Origin of the sequence: Micromonospora sp. U56, assembly GCF_018070095.1 — a bacterium.
GTDB lineage: Bacteria > Actinomycetota > Actinomycetes > Mycobacteriales > Micromonosporaceae > Micromonospora > Micromonospora purpureochromogenes.
Genome location: NZ_JAGPYL010000012.1, coordinates 60893 through 81148, shown reverse-complemented (window position 1 = coordinate 81148; position 20256 = coordinate 60893). Strand labels below are relative to the sequence as shown.

At 73.2% G+C, this 20256-nt stretch carries 16 protein-coding genes; 9 read left to right on the top strand and 7 right to left on the bottom strand.

What is annotated here, in order from left to right; all coding sequences use genetic code 11:
• Positions 1-101 precede the first annotated feature (101 nt).
• Positions 102-920, top strand: a complete 819-nt coding sequence (locus KBX37_RS07445; RefSeq protein ID WP_210775178.1) for an endonuclease domain-containing protein — start codon at positions 102-104, stop codon at positions 918-920.
• Positions 921-1197: 277 nt separating this feature from the next.
• Here the strand turns inward: KBX37_RS07445 and KBX37_RS07440 are convergent, their stop codons facing one another.
• From KBX37_RS07440 to KBX37_RS07425, 4 genes are read right to left on the bottom strand one after another with little or no spacing between them, the layout of a single operon-like run.
• Positions 1198-2142, bottom strand: coding sequence for an ABC transporter substrate-binding protein (locus tag KBX37_RS07440; RefSeq protein ID WP_210775177.1), 945 nt, complete (start codon positions 2140-2142; stop codon positions 1198-1200).
• Positions 2142-3107, bottom strand: a complete 966-nt coding sequence (locus KBX37_RS07435; protein ID WP_247657216.1) for an ATP-binding cassette domain-containing protein — start codon at positions 3105-3107, stop codon at positions 2142-2144. The genes KBX37_RS07440 and KBX37_RS07435 overlap by 1 nt, the downstream gene beginning before the upstream one ends.
• A gap of 26 nt (positions 3108-3133) precedes the next feature.
• Positions 3134-4219, bottom strand: coding sequence for an iron ABC transporter permease (locus tag KBX37_RS07430; protein ID WP_307848986.1), 1086 nt, complete (start codon positions 4217-4219; stop codon positions 3134-3136).
• Positions 4220-4275: 56 nt separating this feature from the next.
• On the bottom strand, positions 4276-5322 hold the full coding sequence (locus tag KBX37_RS07425; RefSeq protein WP_210775176.1) for an iron ABC transporter permease: 1047 nt from the start codon (positions 5320-5322) through the stop codon (positions 4276-4278).
• Positions 5323-5458: 136 nt separating this feature from the next.
• Between KBX37_RS07425 and KBX37_RS07420 the strand changes: the two genes are divergently transcribed.
• Entirely contained in the window at positions 5459-5818 is a 360-nt protein-coding gene (locus KBX37_RS07420) for a YciI family protein (RefSeq protein WP_210775175.1), read from the top strand.
• Positions 5819-5870: 52 nt separating this feature from the next.
• On the opposite strand, the gene KBX37_RS07415 is transcribed toward KBX37_RS07420, so the two are convergent.
• Positions 5871-6344 carry a cytidine deaminase gene (locus tag KBX37_RS07415; protein WP_210775174.1) on the bottom strand — a complete coding sequence of 158 codons (474 nt, stop codon included), beginning with the start codon at positions 6342-6344 and terminating at the stop codon, positions 5871-5873.
• A 147-nt stretch (positions 6345-6491) separates the two neighbouring features.
• Between KBX37_RS07415 and hrpA the strand changes: the two genes are divergently transcribed.
• Positions 6492-10532 (top strand): ATP-dependent RNA helicase HrpA, encoded by a 4041-nt coding sequence (gene hrpA, locus KBX37_RS07410; RefSeq protein ID WP_210775173.1) that lies wholly within the window; start codon positions 6492-6494, stop codon positions 10530-10532.
• 12 nt (positions 10533-10544) lie between these two features.
• On the opposite strand, the gene KBX37_RS07405 is transcribed toward hrpA, so the two are convergent.
• Positions 10545-11477: a LysR family transcriptional regulator gene (locus KBX37_RS07405; RefSeq protein ID WP_210775172.1), complete on the bottom strand. Its 933-nt coding sequence runs from the start codon at positions 11475-11477 to the stop codon at positions 10545-10547.
• A gap of 83 nt (positions 11478-11560) precedes the next feature.
• Here KBX37_RS07405 and KBX37_RS07400 point away from each other — a divergent pair, with 83 nt between their 5' ends.
• The 6 genes from KBX37_RS07400 (at position 11561) to KBX37_RS07375 (ending at position 18720) form a co-directional block, all read left to right on the top strand.
• Entirely contained in the window at positions 11561-12244 is a 684-nt protein-coding gene (locus KBX37_RS07400) for a succinate dehydrogenase cytochrome b subunit (protein WP_374103686.1), read from the top strand.
• Positions 12245-12246: 2 nt separating this feature from the next.
• Positions 12247-14184, top strand: coding sequence for a fumarate reductase/succinate dehydrogenase flavoprotein subunit (locus KBX37_RS07395; RefSeq protein ID WP_210775170.1), 1938 nt, complete (start codon positions 12247-12249; stop codon positions 14182-14184).
• On the top strand, positions 14181-14942 hold the full coding sequence (locus tag KBX37_RS07390; protein WP_210775169.1) for a succinate dehydrogenase/fumarate reductase iron-sulfur subunit: 762 nt from the start codon (positions 14181-14183) through the stop codon (positions 14940-14942). The genes KBX37_RS07395 and KBX37_RS07390 overlap by 4 nt, the downstream gene beginning before the upstream one ends.
• Positions 14943-15125: 183 nt before the next feature.
• The gene (locus KBX37_RS07385) at positions 15126-16310 is read left to right on the top strand and encodes a zinc-dependent alcohol dehydrogenase (RefSeq protein WP_210775168.1); all 1185 of its coding nucleotides are present in this window, start codon (positions 15126-15128) and stop codon (positions 16308-16310) included.
• A complete protein-coding gene (locus tag KBX37_RS07380; RefSeq protein WP_210775167.1) occupies positions 16307-17260 on the top strand; it encodes an SDR family NAD(P)-dependent oxidoreductase in 954 nt (317 codons plus the stop codon). Before KBX37_RS07385 ends, KBX37_RS07380 begins: the two co-directional genes overlap by 4 nt.
• 314 nt (positions 17261-17574) lie before the next feature.
• Positions 17575-18720 carry an MBL fold metallo-hydrolase gene (locus KBX37_RS07375; protein WP_210775166.1) on the top strand — a complete coding sequence of 382 codons (1146 nt, stop codon included), beginning with the start codon at positions 17575-17577 and terminating at the stop codon, positions 18718-18720.
• Between the two features lie 66 nt (positions 18721-18786).
• On the opposite strand, the gene KBX37_RS07370 is transcribed toward KBX37_RS07375, so the two are convergent.
• Positions 18787-20247, bottom strand: coding sequence for a deoxyguanosinetriphosphate triphosphohydrolase family protein (locus KBX37_RS07370; protein ID WP_210775165.1), 1461 nt, complete (start codon positions 20245-20247; stop codon positions 18787-18789).
• Between the last annotated feature and the right edge of the window lie 9 nt (positions 20248-20256).

Below are 20256 nucleotides of genomic sequence, written 5' to 3'. Positions count from 1 at the left end.
GGCGGGGGGTGGAGGGTGGTGGGGTGGCTCGTACTCCTCGACGTCCTGATGCCCTGGTGGGGCGGGTGTTCTTTGCGCGCGAGGCGGTTCATGGTGGTTTGTTGACCAGAGGCGACCTCCGGAGCAGTGCCTGGCGGCGGGTCTTCCACAACGTCTACGCGGACGCCCGCCTCGACCTGTCCCATCGCAGCCGGTGCCGTGCCGCCGCGTCGTGGCTATTCCCTCCCGGCTGCGCGATCGCCGGCCGGTCCGCCGTCGCGCTCTACGGCGGGGCGAGCCCACGGGCCGACGACCCGGTCGAGGTGCTGGTCCAGCCGGCGTCCCGATTCGGTCCGCTCGCCGGCCTGCTCATCCACGTCGCTCCCTGGCGCGAGGGCGAGGTCCGGCTCGTCGACGGATGTGCCGTCACCACGCCCGTTCGCACCTGCTGGGACCTCGCGAGCTGGCTCGACCTCGTCAACGCGGTCGCACTGATCGACTCGCTCCGGCACGTCGGCGCGGTCGACCTGCCGGAGCTGGAGCACTACCTGGCCACGCGCCGTGGCGAGCGGGGCTGGCGGAGGTTCGCCCAGGCTGTGAGTTTGAGCGACGCCGCCGCCGAATCGCCACCGGAGTCGCAGCTGCGGGTACGACTCGTCGAGGCCGGCCTGCCCCGACCGGTCACCCAACACGTCATCGAACGGGCCGGCCGCTTCGTCGCCCGGGTCGACCTCGCCTGGCCCGAATTGAAGATCGCCATCGAGTACGACGGACTCTGGCACCACGACCCGGACCAGTTCCACCGCGACCGCCAGCGTCTGAACAGGATGCTGGGCGACGATTGGATCGTCCTGCACGTCACCAGCAAGCGGATGCGCGAGGACTTCGAGTCATTCCTCACCGAGGTCCGCACCGCCCTGATCACCCGCACCCGCCACTGACCCCACCCCGCGCCTCGCGTCCCCCGCCCGCCCCGAGATGCGGGGACTGCGCGCGCGTCCTGCCGCCCATCGGCCCGCGCCCACTCAGCGCCCCAGGTGACCCTGACTGACGCGCACGCCGCACCCGCCGCCACCCGCCCCGCCGCACCCGCCCCTCCGCCGCGTCGCGCCGCGAGACCTGGCCCCTCATACAGAGAAAGAGTGGCTATTCCACGTGGAATAGCCACTCTTTCTCTGAAAGTGCGCGCCGAGGAGGGCGCGGGGTGGGCGCGGAGGGTCAGGCGGTGAGGTACTTGGCGAGGTCGTCGAGGATCTTGTTGGCGGCGCCGACGCCGATGCCGGTCATCCAGACCTCGTCGGAGACGACGTGCGCCTTGCCGGCCTTGACGGCCGAGAGGCCCTGCCAGAGCGAGCCGGCGGTGACCTTGGCCTGGTCGGCGGCGGCCTTCTCGCCGTACGCGGTCACGAAGATGACGTCGCCGTCGACCTCGTTGATCCGCTCGGCGCTGACCAGGTCGAAGCGCTTGTCCTCCTTGCCCTCCAGGCGCTGCCGCTCGGGGCGGCCCAGCCCGGTGTCGCCGACGACGATGCCGGAGAAGGAGTCCGGGCCGTACACCCGGATGTTGCCCGGGATGAAGCGCACGATCGACACCTTGCGGGAGGCGGCATCGCCGAGCTTGGCGCCGAACTCCTTGGCCCGCTTCTCGTACGCGGCGAGCAGGTCGCGGGCCTGCTGCTCCTTGCCGAGCGCCTTGCCGTCGAGGAGCAGGTTCTCCTTCCAGGTGATGCCGACCTTCTCGGTGAAGACGGTGGGCGCGATGGCGGTCAGCTCGTCGTAGAACTTCTCCTGCCGGAACTTGCTGCCCAGGATCAGGTCCGGCTTCAGGGCGGTGATCGCCTCCAGGTCGGGCTCGGTGAGCACCCCGACCTCCTTGATGCCGGCGAGCTTCTCCGCGCCGAAGTACGTCGGCCAGCTCTTCGCCTCACCGGCGGTCGCGGCGCCGACCGGCGTGACGCCGAGCGACAGCGCCGTGTCGATCTTGTCGGTGTCGAGGACCACCACGCGCTTCGGCTCGGCCGGGACCTTGGTGCTGCCCATGGCGTGGGTGATCTCCCGGGTCTCCCCGGTGGCGGTGCCGGCGACCGGGTCGCTCTCCCCGCAGGCGGTGAGGCCCACGCCGAGGGCGAGGGCCGCGGTGAGGGTGGCGGCGAGACGACGCATCAGAGTCCTTTCGAGGGGTACGGACCGACGCGCGGGGTGTCCGCGTCGTCGACGGAAGTGCGGGCCGCCGGAGCGGTCGGGCCCACGGGATTCGAGCCGGCCGGGCCGGCAACGGAGGGCGTGCCGGCGGCCGGATCGGCGGGCAGCGGGGCGCCGGGCAGCGGGGCGCCGGGCAGCGGGGCCAGCGACGGGCTGGTGAGACCGGGCACCACCAGCGGGGCGCCGGTGACCGGGCAGGGCACCACCACGCAGTCGAGCCCGAAGACGTCCCGGACCAGCTCCGCGGTGAGGATCTCCCGTGGCGGCCCGGCGGCGACCACGGACCCGGCCCGCATCGCCACGAGGTGGTCGGCGTAGCGGGCGGCCTGGTTGAGGTCGTGCAGCACGGCGACCACGGTGCGGCCCCGCTCGGCGCGCAGCCGGTGCAGCAGGTCCAGCACCTCGACCTGGTGGGCCAGGTCGAGGAAGGTGGTCGGCTCGTCCAGCAGCAGCGCCTCGGTGTCCTGGGCGAGGGTCATCGCGATCCAGACCCGCTGCCGCTGGCCGCCGGAGAGGGTGTCCACCGGCCGGTCGGCCAGCCCGGCGACGTCGGCGAGCGCCATCGCCCGGTCCACCGCGACGGCGTCCTGCTCCGACCACTGCCGCCACCACCGCTGGTAGGGCTGCCGGCCCCGCCCGACCAGGTCGGCCACGGTGACGCCCTCCGGCACCAGCGGGCTCTGCGGCAGCACACCCAGCCGGCGGGCCACCTCGCGGGTGGGCAGGTCGCGGATGGCGGTGCCGTCCAACAGCACCGCACCCCGGCGGGGCGTGAGCAGCCGGGCCATGGTGCGCAGCAGGGTGGACTTGCCGCAGGCGTTCGGCCCGACGATGACGGTGAACGCGTCGGCGGGCAGCTCCAGGTCGAGCCCGTCGAGCACGGTCCGTTCGTCGTAGCCGGCGACCAGGTCGCGGGTGGAGAGCATTGCGCCTCCTGTGCCAGGGGTGGACGTCACGACGACCGCCGACGGCCGCGGACCAGCAGGAACATCAGGTACGGCCCGCCGATCGCGGCGGTGAGCACGCCCGCCGGCAGTTGGGTGGGGGCGAACAGCCGCCGGCCGGCGAGGTCGGCCAGCACCAGCAGCAGCGCGCCGAGCAGCGCGGCGCACACCATCGGCGGCCGCTCGGCCCGGACCAGCCGGCGGGCCACCTGCGGGGCGACCAGGGCGACGAAGTCGACCGCGCCGACCTGGGCGGTGACGGTGGCCGCGACGACGACGCCGGTGGCGGCCAGGCCGATCCGGCGGGCCACCGGCCGCAGCCCGATCCCCCGGGCGGTGTCGTCGTCGAGGGCGGAGCCGTTGAGCGCCCAGCCGGCCCAGGCCAGCACCGGCAGCAGCACGGCCAGGGTGAGCGCGATCCAGACCGTCTCGGTCCAGCCCTTGCCGGCGAGGGTGCCGATCAGCCAGATCTGCGCCCGCAGCCCGTCGATCGGGTCGGCGGAGAGCATGACCACCTCGGTCAGCGCCCGCAGGGCGAACGCGACGGCGACGCCGGCCAGCACGAACCGCTGCGCGGCCAGCCCGTGCCGGGCGCCGAGCGCGAGCAGCAGGACAGCGGCGGCCAGCCCGCCGACCAGGGCCGCCGGGGCGACCAGCACGGCCGCCGCGCCGGTGGTGATCGCGACGGTGGCGGCCAGGCCGGCGCCCTGGGTGATGCCGATGACGTCGGGGCTGGCCAGGGGATTGCGCGCCACGCTCTGGATCAGCGTGCCGGCGATCCCGAAGGCCGCGCCGGCCGTCGCGGCGAGCACGAGCCGGGGCAGCCGCAGGTCGAGCACCACCAGGTCGTACGGGGTGCCGGCGCCGGAGAGCGCGCGGAGCACGTCGGCCGGCGCGACGTACGGGGTGCCGAGGCTGAGGCTGAGCAGCGCGGCGAGGGCGAGCAGCACGGTCGAGGCGAGCGCGACGAGCACCGCGCGGCGGCGAACCTGGAGGCTGACCGGCCCGACCCGCACCAACGACCGTCCGGGCAGTCCGGCGGGGCCGCTCGGGGCGGCGGCGGGCGGGGCGACGGTCAGGTCGGGGGCGCTCACGGTGCCAGCCTCAGTTCGCGACTGCCGGGCTCGCAGACCCGGCTCACTCCTCGCGCTCACGCGGTCACCACCTTGGCGCGGCGCACCAGGTACGCCAGCAGCGGCGCGCCGATCAGCGCGGTGATGATCCCGGCCGGAACCTCACCGGGCGGGGCGATCAGCCGGCCGACGATGTCGGCGCCGAGCAGCAGGGTGGGGCCGAGCAGGGCGGAGACGCCCAGGGTCCAGCGGTGGTCGGCGCCGACCAGGGCGCGGGCCAGGTGCGGCACGGCGAGCCCGACGAAGGCGATCGGCCCGGCCGAGGCGACCGCGGCGCCGGTGAGCAGCACGGCGGCGGTACCGCCGCCGAGGCGTACCAGGCCGATCCGGTGGCCCAGGCCACGGGCGACGTCGTCGCCGAGGGCGAGCGCGTCGAGGCCCCGGGCGACCACCGCGGCCAGGGCCAGCCCGGCGAGCACGAACGGCAGCACCTGGGCGGCGACGCCGAGATCCCGCCCGGTCAGCCCGCCGACGACCCAGAACCGGTACTCCTCGAAGGTGCGCGCGTCGATGCTGAGCAGCGCGTACACCACGGAGGCGAGGCTGGCGTCGAGGGCCGCGCCGATCAGCGCGAGGGTGACCGGGCTGGCGCCCTCGCGGGTCCGGTTGGCGACGGCGAAGACCAGCAGGCCGGCGCCGAGCGCGCCCGCGATGCCGAACCAGACGTACCCGGCGAGGCTGCCGACGCCGAGGACGGCGATGGCCAGGACGACGCCGAAGGAGGCGCCGGCGCTGATGCCGAGGATCCGCGGCTCGGCGAGCGGGTTGCGGGTGAGCGCCTGGAAGAGCACCCCGGCGACCGCGAGGGCGAGGCCGACGACCAGACCGAGGGCGGTACGCGGCATCCGCAGCTCGCGCACGATGGTGCTCGCCGTTCCTCCGTCCGGGGCGACCAGGGCGGTCCAGACCTGGCCCACGCCCAGCGGCCGGCTGCCGAGCGCGAGGCTGGCCAGGACGGCCAGGAGCAGCGCCAGCGCGGCCACGACGGCGACGGCGGTGCGGCGGCCCCGCTGTCCGCCGGTGCGGCGGGCGGCGCCGACCGGACGTGCGGCGAGGGTGGTCACGATGCTCCCGAGCTGGAACTAAGGTACGCCTTACCTTAGCCGAGACGTGGAGGGTGACCTAACCGAGCATCGTCGATAAGCCGCCGAACCGGGCACACCGGAACCAACCGGGGAAAATGCCCCCTACCCTGGGTCCATGCGATTCGACCAGCACACCCTCGTCCTCTTCAGCCGCCCGGCGGACGCGCCGGAGCTGCCCCGGGACGCGGCGGATCTGCTGCACGACACGCACCTGACCCACCAGGCGGGGCTGGTGGAGCAGGGACTCGTGCTCGCCGCCGGCCCGTTCGTGGACCCGGACGACCCGACCCTGCGCGGTCTCGCCGTGCTGCCGATCAGCCCGGACGAGGCCCGCGAGCTGTACGCCAACGACCCGGCGGTGCGCGCCGGCCAGCTCGTGGTGCGGGTGGCGAGCTGGCTGGTGCCGGAGGGCAACGTGCGCTACGAGAGCGTCGGTGTGCCCCGCTCGATGCTGGAGGCCGCCGCCGGCGACTGAGCCGCCGCCGAGAAGGGCGGAGACAGCGCGGGGAAGCGGGCCGCCGGGAGGGTCAGTCCTCGGAGGCCGGCCGGCTGCTCGGCACGCTGGGCATCGGCCACTGCCCGGTGCGCACCGCCATCGGCGCGTCGAGCTGGTGGTCGCCCCAGACGTACGTCTCGGGCAGCAGGTCGGCGACGGGCACCGGGCGCAGCGCGTCCATCGGCCCGACGATCACCTTGATCGACGGGAAGTAGTCCAGCAGCACCTGGCGGCACCGCCCGCAGGGCGGAATGACGCCCCGTCCCCGGTCGCCCACCGCGACGATGGCCTCCAGCTCGCCGGCCCCCTGGGTGGCGGCGGCGCCGATCGCGACCACCTCGGCACACGGGCCACCGGTGAAGTGGTAGACGTTGACGCCGGTGAAGACCCGGCCGTCGGCGGTCCGGGCCGCGGCGGCGACGGTGTGGTTGTCGCTGCGGCAGCGCAGCTTGGCGACCGCGGTCGCCGCCTGCACCAGCGCGCGGTCGGTGTCCAGCATCGTCATGTCGCCGCCCCCGGATCGGTGTCGCTCGGCGAGAACTCTAGCCCGGCCGGCCCGCCGCCCCGGGCAGCGACGCCGACGGGGTACGGCGGCTGACCGGAGGTAACCCGGGGGCGCTCCGGCGGCGGGCTGCCTATCCTTGGCGACGACATGCAGAATCCAGCCGTACCCGCCGAGGCCGTCACCGTCCGCGACCTGCACCGCCGCCTCTCCTCGCTGATGTTCCGCGACCAGCGCCGCCTGGAGCGGCGGCTGGACGGCGCACGCAAGCTGCGGGAGCCCGAGCGGCGCGACGGCGCGCTCGCCGAGATCGCCGTGGACGTGGCCCGCGCCGAGGCGCGGCTGGCGGACCGGCGGGCCGCCGTGCCGGTGATCACCTATCCGGCGCAGTTGCCGGTCAGCGAGCGCCGGGACGACATCGCCGCCGCGATCCGCGACCACCAGGTGGTGATCGTGGCCGGCGAGACCGGCTCGGGCAAGACCACCCAGTTGCCCAAGATCTGCCTGGAGCTGGGACGCGGGGTGCACGGCCTGATCGGGCACACCCAGCCCCGCCGGCTGGCCGCCCGGACGGTCGCCGACCGGATCGCCGAGGAACTCGGCACCGAGCTGGGCGACGTGGTCGGCTACAAGGTGCGCTTCAGCGACCAGGTGAGCGACCGCAGCCTGGTCAAGCTGATGACCGACGGCATCCTGCTGGCCGAGTTGCAGACCGACCGGATGCTGCGCCAGTACGACACGTTGATCATCGACGAGGCGCACGAGCGCAGCCTCAACATCGACTTCATCCTCGGGTACCTCCGGCAGCTCCTGCCCCGCCGCCCCGACCTCAAGGTGGTCATCACCTCGGCGACCATCGAGACGGACCGCTTCGCCCGGCACTTCGCCGACGCCGACGGCGAGCCCGCCCCGATCGTCGAGGTCTCCGGGCGGACGTACCCGGTCGAGGTGCGGTACCGGCCGCTGGTCGAGGTGGGCGAGGCCGAGGAGGACGAGGGCGACGACGAGGAGAACGTCCGCGACCAGATCCAGGCGATCGGCGACGCGGTCGAGGAGCTGGCCGCCGAGGGACCCGGCGACATCCTGGTCTTCCTCTCCGGCGAGCGGGAGATCCGGGACACCGCCGACGCGCTGGGCAAGCTGGTGGAGAAGAAACGGTCGCTGCTCGGCACCGAGATCCTCCCCCTGTACGCCCGGCTGTCGACCGCCGAGCAGCACCGGGTCTTCGCCCCGCACCCTGGGCGGCGGGTGGTGCTGGCGACCAACGTCGCCGAGACGTCGCTGACCGTCCCCGGCATCAAGTACGTGGTGGACCCGGGCACGGCCCGCATCTCCCGCTACTCCAGCCGGCTCAAGGTGCAGCGGCTGCCCATCGAGCCGGTCTCGCAGGCCTCGGCCAACCAGCGCAAGGGCCGCTGCGGGCGTACCTCGGACGGCATCTGCATCCGGCTCTACGACGAGCAGGACTTCCTCTCCCGGCCCGAGTTCACCGACCCGGAGATCCTGCGCACCAACCTCGCCTCGGTCATCCTCCAGATGACCTCGATCGGGCTCGGCGACATCGCCGCGTTCCCGTTCATCGACCCGCCGGACCGGCGCAACGTCACCGACGGCGTCAACCTGCTGCACGAGCTGGGCGCGCTCGACCTGACCGAGTCCGACCCGGCGAAGCGGCTCACCCCGCTGGGCCGGCGGCTGGCCCAGCTGCCGGTCGACCCCCGGCTGGCCCGGATGGTGCTGGAGGGCGAGCGCAACGGCTGCGCCACCGAGGTGATGGTGATCGCCGCCGCGCTCTCCATCCAGGACCCGCGTGAGCGGCCGGCGGAGAAGCAGGCGCAGGCCGACCAGGCGCACGCCCGGTTCGCCGACAAGGAGTCCGACTTCGTCGCGTTCCTCAACCTGTGGCGCTACCTGCGGGAGCAGCAGCGGGCGCTGTCGTCGAGCGCGTTCCGCCGGATGTGCAAGGCCGAATACCTGAACTACCTGCGGGTCCGCGAGTGGCAGGACATCGTCAGCCAGTTGCGCCAGGTGCTGCGTACCCCGGATCAGGGCGGTGGCGGGCGTGGCCGGCGCGGCGCGGCGGAGGTCCCGGCGGACGGCGGCCGGCGCGGCCCGACCGCGGACCTGCCGGAGGAGATCGACACCCCGAAGGTGCACCAGTCGCTGCTGCCCGGCCTGCTGTCCCACGTCGGGCTCAAGGACGCGCAGAAGCACGAGTACCTGGGGGCGCGCGGTGCGAAGTTCGCGATCTTCCCCGGCTCGGCGCTGTTCAAGAAGCCGCCGCGCTGGGTGATGGCCGCCGAGCTGGTGGAGACCTCCCGGCTCTGGGGCCGGGTCGCCGGGCGGGTCGAGCCGGAGTGGGTCGAGCCGCTGGCGCAGCACCTGGTCAAGCGCAGCTACAGCGAGCCGCACTGGGAGAAGAAGCAGGCCGCGGTGATGGCCTACGAGAAGGTCACCCTGTACGGCATCCCGCTGGTCACCTCCCGCAAGGTCAACTTCGGCCGGATCGACCCGGCGCTGTCGCGGGAGCTGTTCATCCGGCACGCCCTGGTGGAGGGCGACTGGCAGACCCACCACCAGTTCTGGGGGGACAACCAGCGGCTGCTCACCGAGATCGAGGAGCTGGAGAACCGGGCCCGGCGGCGGGACATCCTGGTCGACGACGAGACGATCTTCCACTTCTACGACCAGCGCATCCCCGCCGACGTGGTCTCCGGCCGGCACTTCGACTCGTGGTGGAAGAAGGCCCGGCGAGAGCAGCCGGAGCTGCTCACCTTCACCCGCGAGCTGCTGATCAACGCCGGTCGCGGCGGGGTGGACGAGGCCGACTACCCGGACGAGTGGCAGGCCGACGGGGTCGCCCTGCCGCTGACCTACACCTTCGACCCGGGCACCCCGACCGACGGCGTGACCGTGGACATCCCGCTGCCGCTGCTCAACCAGGTGCCGGCGGAGACCTTCGACTGGCAGGTGCCCGGGCTGCGCGAGGAACTGGTCGTCGCGCTGATCCGGTCGCTGCCCAAGGCGGTCCGGCGCAACTTCGTCCCGGTGCCGGACTACGCGCGGGCCGCGCTGGCGGCGATGCCGGCGGGCGAGGAGCCGCTGCTGGACGCGCTGACCCGGCAGCTGCGCCGGATGACCGGCGTCACCGTGCCGCGCGACGCCTGGGACGTCGACCGGCTGCCGGCCCACCTGCGGGTCAGCTTCCGGGTGCTCGACGAGGAGAACAAGCCGGTCGCCGAGGGCAAGGACCTGCCGACCCTGCAACGCCAGCTCCGCCAGGAGGTACGCCAGGTCGTGGCCGCCGCCGCGCCGGACGTCGCCTGGACGGGCCTCCGTGAGTGGAGCATTGACGATCTTCCTCGCACCATCGAGCAGGTCCGGGCCGGTTACGCGGTGACCGCGTACCCGGCGCTGGTCGACGAGGGTGCGACGGTCGGGGTGAAGGTGTTCGACTCCGAGGCCGAGCAGGCCGCGGCGCACTGGGCGGGCACCCGGCGGCTACTGCGGCTGACCGTGCCGTCGCCGGCCAAGTTCCTCCAGGGCCGGCTCTCCAACGAGGCGAAGCTGGCGCTCAGCCGCAACCCGCACGGCGGGGTGCAGGAGCTGATCTCCGACGCCGCCGGGGCCGCGATCGACAAGCTGATCGCCGACGCGGGCGGGCCGGCCTGGGACGCCGAGGGCTTCGCCGCGCTGCGCGAACGGGTCCGCGCCGACCTGATCGACACGGTGGTCGACGTGATGGACCGGGTCCGCCGGGTCCTCGCCGCCGGGTACGCGGTGGAGCAGCGGCTCGGCGCGACCCGGAACCTGGCCGTGGTGGCCGCCCTGGCCGACATCCGCAACCAGCTCTCCGGGCTGGTGCACAAGGGGTTCGTCACCGAGGCCGGGTACGCGCGCCTGCCCGACCTGCTGCGCTACCTGACCGCGATCGAGCGGCGCCTGGACCGGCTGCCGGGCAACCCGCAGCGGGACAAGCAGCAGCAGGACCGGATCGCGGTGGTGCAGAAGGAGTACGCCGACATGCTCGCCGCGCTGCCGCCCAGCCGGCGCAACTCGACGGCGGTACGGCAGATCCGGTGGATGATCGAGGAGTTGCGGGTGAGCGTCTTCGCCCAGGCGCTCGGCACCCCGTACCCGGTGTCGGAGCAGCGGATCTACCGGGCGATGGACGACGCCGAGGGGCGCTGACCAGCCGCCCGGTTACGGCAGCGGTTCCACGCCCGGCGGCAGCTCGTCGGTGGCGGTGGCGTCGTGCACGTACTCGAGCAGTATCCGGCGCAGCTCCCGACCGGCGTGGGTGGGCACCACGTCCCGGCGGCGGGCCACCGCGATGGTCCGCCGTACGCCCGGCGGGGCGAGCCGGGTGACCCGGACGCCGGCCCGGCGGGCGACCACGATGCCGGGTACCAGGGCGATGCCCAGCCCGGCCTCGACGAAGCTGAGCACGGCGTCCATCTCGCCGCCGTCGACCGAGATGGTCGGTTCGAAGCCGGCCTCCCGGCAGGCCTGGATGGTGGCGTCGCGCAGGTCGTAGCCCTCGCGGAACATCACCAGGGGCTGGTCACGCAGGTCGGTGATGCGTAGCTGACCGTTGTCCCGGGCGGCGGGCAGCGGGTCCACCGACGCGACGACGAGGCTCTCCCGCAGGATCGGGTCGACGCGCAGCCCCGGGTCGGCGCCCTGGGCCGGCATGATGATCAACGCCAGGTCGAGGTCGCCGCGCAGCAGGTCACGGACCAGGTCCTGGGAGCCGCCCTCCTCCACCCGCAGGTCCACGGTGGGGTGGGCGTCGCGGAACCGGCGCAGCACCGGTGCGGCGAGCGAGGTGGCCAGGCTGGGGGTGGCGCCGAGGCGGACCCGGCCCCGGCGCAGGCCGACCAGCTCCTGCACCTCGCGGGTGGCGGTGTCGACGTCGGCGAGGATGCGCTTGGCCAACGGCAGCAGCACCTCGCCGGCAGCGGTGAGGGCGATGTTGCCCCTTACCCGTTCGAAGAGCGGGGCCCCCAGGTCGGTCTCCAGGGCGTGAATTTGCTTACTCAGCGAGGGCTGGGTTATGCCGACGAGGTCGGCGGCTTGGGTGAAATGTCGTACTTCTGCGACCGCCACGAAGTACTTGAGCTGATGGAGCTGCATCTACATAGCTTATGGCTATCAAGACTGCGAGGTCGATGCATTGGACGACTGATCAAAGTCCTCCTAGCGTCGGTCGGGTGGTAATCACGAAAACTCGGTCGCCCATCCGCTCGAACGTCGGCCTGAAGGCCGTCATGGCGGTGACGGGCATCCTCCTGGTGCTCTTCCTCGTCGTCCACATGCTGGGGAACCTGAAGATCTTCACCGGCGAGACGTCGTTCGACCACTACGCGCACTGGCTGCGCGACATCGGCGCGCCGCTGCTGCCCCACACCTGGTACCTGTGGATCCAGCGGACCGTGCTCACGGTCGCGGTGGTCGCGCACATCGTGGCCGCCACCGTGCTGGCCCGGCGCGCCCGCGCCGCCCGCCCGGTGAAGTACGCCCACCGCAAGAAGATCCAGGGCAGCTACGCCGCCCGCACGATGCGCTGGGGTGGGGTGATCATCCTGCTCTTCGTGATCTACCACATCCTGGACCTGACCACCGGTCACCTGAACCCCCAGGGCGACGCCAGCAACCCGTACGGCAACGTGGTCACGGACTTCGCGCCGGAGCGCTGGTACGTCACGCTCTTCTACACCCTGGCGATCGTCACCGTCGGTTTCCACCTGCGGCACGGCATCTTCAGCGCGCTGCGCAGCCTGGGCCAGCAGACCCCGGAGGGTGAGCGTCGCAACCGGGCGATCGCGCTGGTCGTCGCCGTCGGCCTCTGCGTCGGCTACCTGGTGGTCCCGTTCGCCGTACTCACCGGATTGGTGTCCTGACCATGGATCTCTTCATCGAGGGCGACCCGATCGCCGACACGAAGGCACCCGAGGGCCCGGTCGAGAAGCGCTGGGAGACCCGCCGCTTCGAGGCCAAGCTGGTCAACCCGGCCAACCGCCGGAAGATGACCGTGATCGTGGTGGGCACCGGCCTGGCCGGCGGCTCCGCCGCGGCGACGCTGGCCGAGCAGGGCTACCGGGTCAAGTCCTACTGCTACCAGGACAGCCCGCGCCGGGCGCACTCGATCGCCGCGCAGGGCGGCATCAACGCCGCCAAGAACTACCGCAACGACGGCGACTCGGTGCACCGGCTCTTCTACGACACCGTCAAGGGCGGCGACTTCCGCTCGCGGGAGTCGAACGTGCACCGGCTGGCCGAGGTCTCGGTCAACATCATCGACCAGTGCGTGGCGCAGGGCGTGCCGTTCGCCCGTGAGTACGGCGGCCTGCTCGACACCCGCTCCTTCGGTGGCGCCCAGGTGCAGCGGACCTTCTACGCGCGGGGCCAGACGGGCCAGCAGCTGCTGCTTGGGGCGTACCAGGCGCTGGAGCGGCAGATCGGCCTGGGCAACGTGGAGATGAACGCCCGGCACGAGATGCTGGAGCTGGTCGTCGTCGACGGCAAGGCCCGGGGCATCGTCGTCCGGGACCTGGTCACCGGCGAGATCAGCACCGAGATGGCCGACGCGGTCGTGCTCGCCTCCGGCGGCTACGGCAACGTCTTCTACCTCTCCACCAACGCCAAGGGCTGCAACGTCACCGCCACCTGGCGGGCGCACCGCAAGGGCGCCTACTTCGCCAACCCCTGCTACACGCAGATCCACCCGACCTGCATCCCGGTCTCCGGCGACCACCAGTCGAAGCTGACCCTGATGAGCGAGTCGCTGCGCAACGACGGCCGGGTCTGGGTGCCGAAGGCCAAGGGCGACGACCGCGCGCCGCGGGACATCCCCGAGGACGAGCGGGACTACTACCTGGAGCGGATCTACCCCTCCTTCGGCAACCTGGTCCCCCGCGACATCGCCTCCCGCGCGGCGAAGAACGTCTGCGACGAGGGCCGGGGCGTCGGCCCGACCAAGCTCGGCGTGTACCTCGACTTCGCCGACGCCATCAACCGGCTCGGCCGCAAGGCGATCGAGGCCAAGTACGGCAACCTCTTCGAGATGTACGAGCGGATCACCGGCGAGGACCCGTACGAGGTCCCGATGCGGATCTACCCCGCCGTGCACTACACGATGGGCGGCCTCTGGGTCGACTACGACCTCCAGTCGACCATCCCGGGTCTGTTCGTGATCGGTGAGGCGAACTTCTCCGACCACGGCGCGAACCGGCTCGGCGCCTCGGCGCTGATGCAGGGCCTGGCCGACGGATACTTCGTGCTGCCCAGCACGATCGCCCACTACCTGGCCACCGGCTCGCTGGAGAAGGTCGACGCCAGCCACCCCGAGGCGATCGCGGCCCGCCGCGACGTCGAGGACCGGATCACTCGGCTGCTGGCGGTCAACGGCGACCGGACCGTGGACTCGTTCCACCGGGAGCTGGGCCAGATCATGTGGGAGCACTGCGGCATGGAGCGCAGCGAGGCCGGGCTGCGCAAGGCCATCGACGAGATCCGCACGCTGCGGGACGAGTTCTGGCAGCGGGTGCGGGTGCCGGGCGACGGCGAGGGGCTCAACCAGTCGCTGGAGAAGGCCGGCCGGGTGGCCGACTTCTTCGAGCTGGCCGAGCTGATGTGCATCGACGCCCTGCACCGCGAGGAGTCCTGCGGCGGCCACTTCCGGGCCGAGCACCAGACCCCGGACGGCGAGGCGCAGCGCGACGACGACCGGTTCGCCTACGTGGCGGCCTGGGAGTACACCGTCACCGGTGAGCCGGTCGTGCTGCACAAGGAAGACCTGAAGTTCGAATACGTCCACCCGACGCAGCGGAGCTACAAGTGAACCTGACCCTGCGCATCTGGCGCCAGTCCGGCCCCGAGGACAAGGGTCGGATGGTGACCTACCAGGTCGACGACGTCTCCCCGGACATGTCGTTCCTGGAGATGCTCGACGTCCTCAACGAGCGGCTCATCCTCCAGGGCGAAGAGCCGGTCGCGTTCGACCACGACTGCCGCGAGGGCATCTGCGGCATGTGCGGTCTGATGATCAACGGCGACGCGCACGGGCCGCAGCGCGGCACCACCGCCTGCCAGCTGCACATGCGGCAGTTCTCCGACGGCGAGACGATCGACATCGAGCCGTGGCGGGCCCGCGCCTTCCCGGTCATCAAGGACCTGGTGGTCAACCGGGGCGCCTTCGACAAGATCATCGCTGCCGGCGGGTACATCACCGCCCCGACCGGCAGCGCCCCCGAGGCGCACTCCACGCCGGTGGCCAAGGCCAACGCGGACGCCGCCTTCGAGTCGGCCGCCTGCATCGGCTGCGGCGCCTGCGTGGCGGCCTGCCCCAACGGCTCCGGCATGCTCTTCACCGCCGCCAAGCTCACCCAGCTCTCGCTGCTGCCGCAGGGCCAGCCGGAGCGCTACACCCGGGTGATCGGCATGGTCGACGCGCACGACGAGGCCGGCTTCGGCGGCTGCACCAACGCCGGTGAGTGCACCGTGGTCTGCCCGAAGGGCATCCCGCTGAACACCATCGGCCGGCTCAACCGCGACTACCTGAAGGCCACCACCAAGGGCGCGGGCACCCCCGGCTCCTGACCGCGACGCGGGTCCGCCCGCCCGTCACGCACCGACCGCCGCATCCCCACCGGGGGGTGCGGCGATCGGCGTTTTCCCGGGGGTACGCCGGGAAAGCAGCGCCGGCCCGGGCGGCACGCCGGGTTCGAGCCGCCCACTCGGGGTAGCAGTCCCATGGACGGCACCGAGAGGGGACGATCAGGCATGAAGGCACTGACCTGGCACGGCAAGCGTGACGTCCGGGTGGAGGAGGTACCCGACCCACGGATCGAGGAGCCCACCGACGCGATCGTCCGGATCACCTCCACCGCGATCTGCGGCTCCGACCTGCACCTGTACGAGGTGCTCGGGCCGTACCTGAAGCCCGGCGACGTCCTCGGGCACGAGCCGATGGGCATCGTCGAGGAGGTCGGCCCGGGCGTCACCCGGCTCAAGCCGGGCGACCGGGTGGTCGTCCCGTTCAACATCTCCTGCGGCGACTGCTGGATGTGCCGGCGGCAGCTCTACGCCCAGTGCGAGACCACTCAGGTCACCTCCGAGGGCAAGGGCGCGTCGCTGTTCGGCTACACCTCGCTCTACGGCTCCGTCCCCGGCGGCCAGGCCGAGTACCTGCGGGTCCCGTACGCCCAGTTCGGCCCGGTCAAGATCCCCGAGGCCGGCGCGGACGAGCGCTACCTCTACCTCAGCGACATCCTGCCCACCGCCTGGCAGGCGGTGAAGTACGCCGACACCCCGCCCGGCGGCACCCTCGCCGTCTTCGGGCTGGGGCCGGTGGGCCAGTTCTGCGCCCGGATCGGCCGCCACCTGGGCGCCGACCGGGTGATCGGACTGGACCTGGTGCCGGAGCGGCTGGAGATGGCCCGCCGGCACGGCATCGAGACCCTCGACGTCAGCGCGCTCGAGGACGTGCCGGCCACCCTGATCGACCTGGTCGACGGGCGCGGCCCCGACGCGGTGATCGACGCGGTCGGCATGGAGGCCCACGGCGCCCCCGCGGGCAAGCTGGCCCAGACCGCCGCCGGGCTGCTGCCGGACAAGCTGGCCCAGACCATGACCGACAAGGTCGGCGTCGACCGGCTCGTGGTGCTCAAGGCCGCGCTCAAGGCGGTCCGCCGGGGCGGCACCGTCTCCATCTCCGGGGTGTACGGCGGCGAGGTGGACCCGCTGCCGCTGATGGAGATGTTCGACCGGGGCATCCAACTGCGGATGGGGCAGTGCCACGTGCGCCGCTGGACCGACGAGATCATGCCGCTGCTCTCCGGCGACGACGACCCACTGGGCGTGGCGGACCTGCGTACCCACCGGGTGCCGCTGGCGCGGGCGCCGCTGGCGTACGAGATGTTCCAGAAGAAGCAGGACGGCTGCGTCAAGGTCGTGCTCGCGCCGTGAGCCGGGTGGTGGTGGTCACCGGGGCGACCAGCGGCATCGGCCGCGCGGCCGCCCGGGAGTTCGCCGGGCGCGGGGACCGGCTGATCCTCGCCGCCCGCTCCCCCGCCACCCTGGCCGCGGTACGCCGCGAGTGCCGCGACGCCGGCGCCGAGGTACGCGAGGTGCCCACCGACGTGACCGCCCCCGCCGCGCTCGACGCCCTGACGGAGGCGGCGCTGCGGGAGTTCGGCCGGATCGACGTCTGGGTGCACACCGCGGCGGTGATGGCCTACGGGCGCTTCGAGGAGATCCCGGCGGAGGTCTTCGACCAGGTGGTACGGACCGACCTGCTCGCCTCCGCCGGGGTGGCCCGGGTCGCGCTGCGGCAGTTCACCGCCGCCGGCGGCGGCACCCTGATCCTCACCGGCTCGGTGCTCGGGCACATCACCGCGCCCTACATGAGCGGCTACGTCACCAGCAAGTGGGGCCTGCACGGCCTGGTCCGGACGTTGCAGCAGGAGTCGCGGGACCTGCCCGGGGTGCACGTCTGCCTGGTCACCCCCGGCAGCGTGGACACCCCGGTCTACCAGCAGGCCGCCAACTACCTGGGCCGGATGGGCCGACCTCCGCTGCCGATCACCACCCCGCAACGGGTCGCCCGGGCGATCGTGGACTGCGCCGACCGGCCCCGCCGGGAGATCTCGGTGGGCCGGCTCAACCTGATCATGCGGACCGGCTTCACGATGCTGCCCGGCGTCTACGACGCGCTGGTCGGGCCGCTGATGCGCTGGGGCGGGCTGACCGACCGGCAGGTGCCGCCGCACGAGGGCGTGGTGTTCGCCCCCAACCCGGCCGGCGAGGCCGTCCGCGGCGGCTGGCTGCCCGACCTCCCCCGCCTGGCCCGCGCGGTAGGCGACACCGCCACCTCGGCGGTCACCGCCGGCGCCGCCGCCCTCCGCCGCCTCCGCTGACCACCCCCCGTCCTCGCTCCTCCCCCACCACCTTCCGCCGCCCCCCACCTCCCCGGCCACGCCGCGCTCCCGCCGCGCCACCTTCTGGCCGCACTTTCACAGAAAGCGTGGCTATCCCGCGCGACATAGCCACGCATTCTCTGAAAGTGCGGGCGTGCGGGGCGCGGGTGCGGGGCGCGGGGTGCGGGTGCGGGGCGTGGCGGGCGGCGTGGGGACGGAAAGTGCCGGGTGCGGGTGTGGGTGCGGCGGCGGCTCCGCACGGGGGTGACGCGGTGGCTACCGTGTACTCGGGAGACGGCGGAGGGGACGTGGCGATGCGGGCACCAGCGGACCGGGAACTCGACCGGGCACTCGGCGGGCGGCTGTGGCGGATGACGGGGCTGGCCGCGGTGGCCGGCCTGGCCTGGGCGGCGCGGGACGTGCCGGCGGCGCTGGGCGGGCGCTTGACCGGGGCCCGGGCGGAACGGGCGGCCCGCTCCCCCCAGTTCCGCGACGGCACCTTCCACAACCGGGCCGCCACCCGGACGATGACCACCGGTGACCCGGGGCGGAACCTGGTCTGGGAGCTGCTCTTCGGCAAGCAACGCCGGCGCCCCACCGCCCCGGTCCCGCTGCTGCCCCCGACGCCCCCGCCCGCGACCGACGTCGAACGCGAACTCAACATCGTCTGGTACGGCCACGCCTCCGCGCTGATCGAGATCGAGGGGCGGAAGGTCCTGATCGACCCGGTGTGGAGCGACCGCTGCTCGCCGTCCGCCGCGGTCGGGCCGAGGCGGCTGCACCAGCCCCCGGTACGCCTGGCCGACCTGCCCCCGGTCGACGCCATCCTGATCTCCCACGACCACTACGACCACCTCGACATGGCCACCGTGCAGGAGCTGACCCGGCGACAGTCCGCGCCGTTCCTGGTGCCGCTGGGGGTCGGCGCCCACCTCGACCGGTGGGGCGTGCCGGCGGAGCGGATCATCGAGCTGGACTGGTCGGAGCGGCACCGGGTGGGTGGGCTCGAGATCATCGCCACCGCCGCCCAGCACTTCTCCGGCCGGGGGCTGCGCCGCGACGGCACCCTCTGGAGTTCCTGGGTGGTCGCCGGCGCGCACCGCAGGGTCTTCTACACCGGCGACTCCGGCTACTTCGACGGGTACGCCGAGATCGGCGCGGAGCACGGGCCGTTCGACGTCACCCTGATGCAGATCGGCGCGTACGACCGGGCGTGGCCGGCCATCCACATGTTCCCCGAGGAGGCCGTCTCGGCCCACCTCGACCTGCGCGGCGGGCTCTTCCTCCCGGTGCACTGGGCGACGTTCAACCTGGCCCTGCACGACTGGTCCGAGCCGGTGGACCGGCTCTGGGCCGAGGCCAAGGCGCGCGACGTGCGGCTGGCGGTGCCTCGCCCCGGCGAGCGGGTGGTGGTCGACGACCCGCCGCCGGTGGACGGCTGGTGGCAGGCGGTCGCCTGACGTACCCGCCGCCGGTGCCGGCCCGCCGCCCGTCGCACGGCGTCTCGACGCGCGGGGCCGGGGCGGTCAGAGGACGAAGGCGTCGGTCCAGAGGGCGCCGGAGCGGCCGGAGAGGGCGTCCAGCATGGCGACGGCCTGGCCGTCGGTGAGCTGGGCGACGAAGTCGACGATGGCCCGGCCCCGGGCCCGGCCGATCCGGTCCGCCGTACGTGGGTGCAGCTCCGCCTCGGCCAGCTCGACCAGGTCGTGCAGCCGGCGCGGCAGCCGGGACTCCTCCTCCGGGTCGAGCAGCCACTCCCACAGCGCCTCGACCAGGGTGCCGAGCAGCCGGGCCTGACCCCGCTGGTGCAGGGCCAGGTCGGGGCGGGCCAGCACGAACCGGTGGTGGACGAACTTGAGCACCTGCACCTCGTGCCACTGGGCCGGGGCGAGCAGCACGTGCCCAGAGCGCACCGATGGCCGGCGGACCACGGTGATCGCGTTCACGAAGCGGGTGGTCCAGCGGGCGGAGAAGCGGGCCACGTACTGCTCGGCCTCGATCGAGCCGTCGAAGGGCATCGCCAGCAGGCCCTCGACCAGTTCCTGGCGAACGTGCTCGACGGCGGCGGCGAACGCGTCGTCGGCGGCGATCCAGCCGTCCTTGCGGTGCAGTTGGCGGCGCAGCCGCTCGATCGCCGAGCCGGGCCGGCGGGCCGCGCCGGTCAGCGCGGCGTCGGTGACCGCGCGCAGGTGACCGCCCTCCCGCTGCCAGGCCATCAGCTCGGCGGCGACCGCCCCCTGCTGGAGCACCCCCACCCGGTAGAAGTCCTCCACGTCGTGGATCGCGTACGCGATGTCGTCGGCGGTGTCCATCACCGAGGCCTCGACGGTCTGCTGCCAGTCGGCGATCCGGCCGGCGAACGGCTCCCGGGCCTGCCGCAGGTCGGCCAGCTCGGTCCGGTACGCGCCGAACTTCGCCGACCCGCTCTCCGGGTCGTCGGGCGGGACGGCCGCGCCCCGGGGCGCCGGGGTGAGGTGCCGCGGGTGCGGGTCCGGGTGGTCCAGCCGGGTCCACGGGTACTTCAGCAGGGCCGCGCGGACCGCGGCGGTGAGGTCGAGCCCGGTGGTGGCCGCGCCCCGGATCTCGGTGCTGGTGACGATCCGGTACGACTGCGCGTTGCCCTCGAAGCCGTCCGGCAGGCCGAGCCGCTGCCGGGCCAGCCGGTCCAGCACCCGCTCACCCAGGTGCCCGAACGGCGGGTGGCCGAGCTCGTCGAGGAGCCGACGGTGCGCCGGGTCGGCGGTGAGCCGCTCGGCGATCGCCCGGGCCACCTGGGCGACCTTGAGGCTGTGGGTGAGCCGGTTGTGCACCAGCAGGCCGGACCCACCCGGGCTGATCACCTGGGTGACGCCGTTGAGCCGGGCGAAGAACGGCGAGCCGACGATCCGGTCCCGGTCGGCCCGGAACGGGCTGGCGGCCAGGTCGCCGAGCGCCCGGGCGCTGCCGCCGAAGAGCCGGCGGGCCCGCGGATCCGCTGGTTGTTCCATGATCGCAAC

Excerpts from the sequence above, each read along its gene's own strand:
- KBX37_RS07395 (WP_210775170.1), top strand. The coding sequence starts at position 12,247 with ATGGATCTCTTCATCGAGGGCGACCCGATCGCCGACACGAAGGCACCC.
- KBX37_RS07420 (WP_210775175.1), top strand. The coding sequence starts at position 5,459 with ATGCGATTCGACCAGCACACCCTCGTCCTCTTCAGCCGCCCGGCGGAC.
- KBX37_RS07435 (WP_247657216.1), bottom strand. The coding sequence starts at position 3,107 with ATGCTCTCCACCCGCGACCTGGTCGCCGGCTACGACGAACGGACCGTG.
- KBX37_RS07405 (WP_210775172.1), bottom strand. The coding sequence starts at position 11,477 with ATGCAGCTCCATCAGCTCAAGTACTTCGTGGCGGTCGCAGAAGTACGA.
- KBX37_RS07375 (WP_210775166.1), top strand. The coding sequence starts at position 17,575 with ATGCGGGCACCAGCGGACCGGGAACTCGACCGGGCACTCGGCGGGCGG.
- KBX37_RS07440 (WP_210775177.1), bottom strand. The coding sequence starts at position 2,142 with ATGCGTCGTCTCGCCGCCACCCTCACCGCGGCCCTCGCCCTCGGCGTG.
- hrpA (WP_210775173.1), top strand. The coding sequence starts at position 6,492 with ATGCAGAATCCAGCCGTACCCGCCGAGGCCGTCACCGTCCGCGACCTG.
- KBX37_RS07415 (WP_210775174.1), bottom strand. The coding sequence starts at position 6,344 with ATGACGATGCTGGACACCGACCGCGCGCTGGTGCAGGCGGCGACCGCG.
- KBX37_RS07385 (WP_210775168.1), top strand. The coding sequence starts at position 15,126 with ATGAAGGCACTGACCTGGCACGGCAAGCGTGACGTCCGGGTGGAGGAG.
- KBX37_RS07370 (WP_210775165.1), bottom strand. The coding sequence starts at position 20,247 with ATGGAACAACCAGCGGATCCGCGGGCCCGCCGGCTCTTCGGCGGCAGC.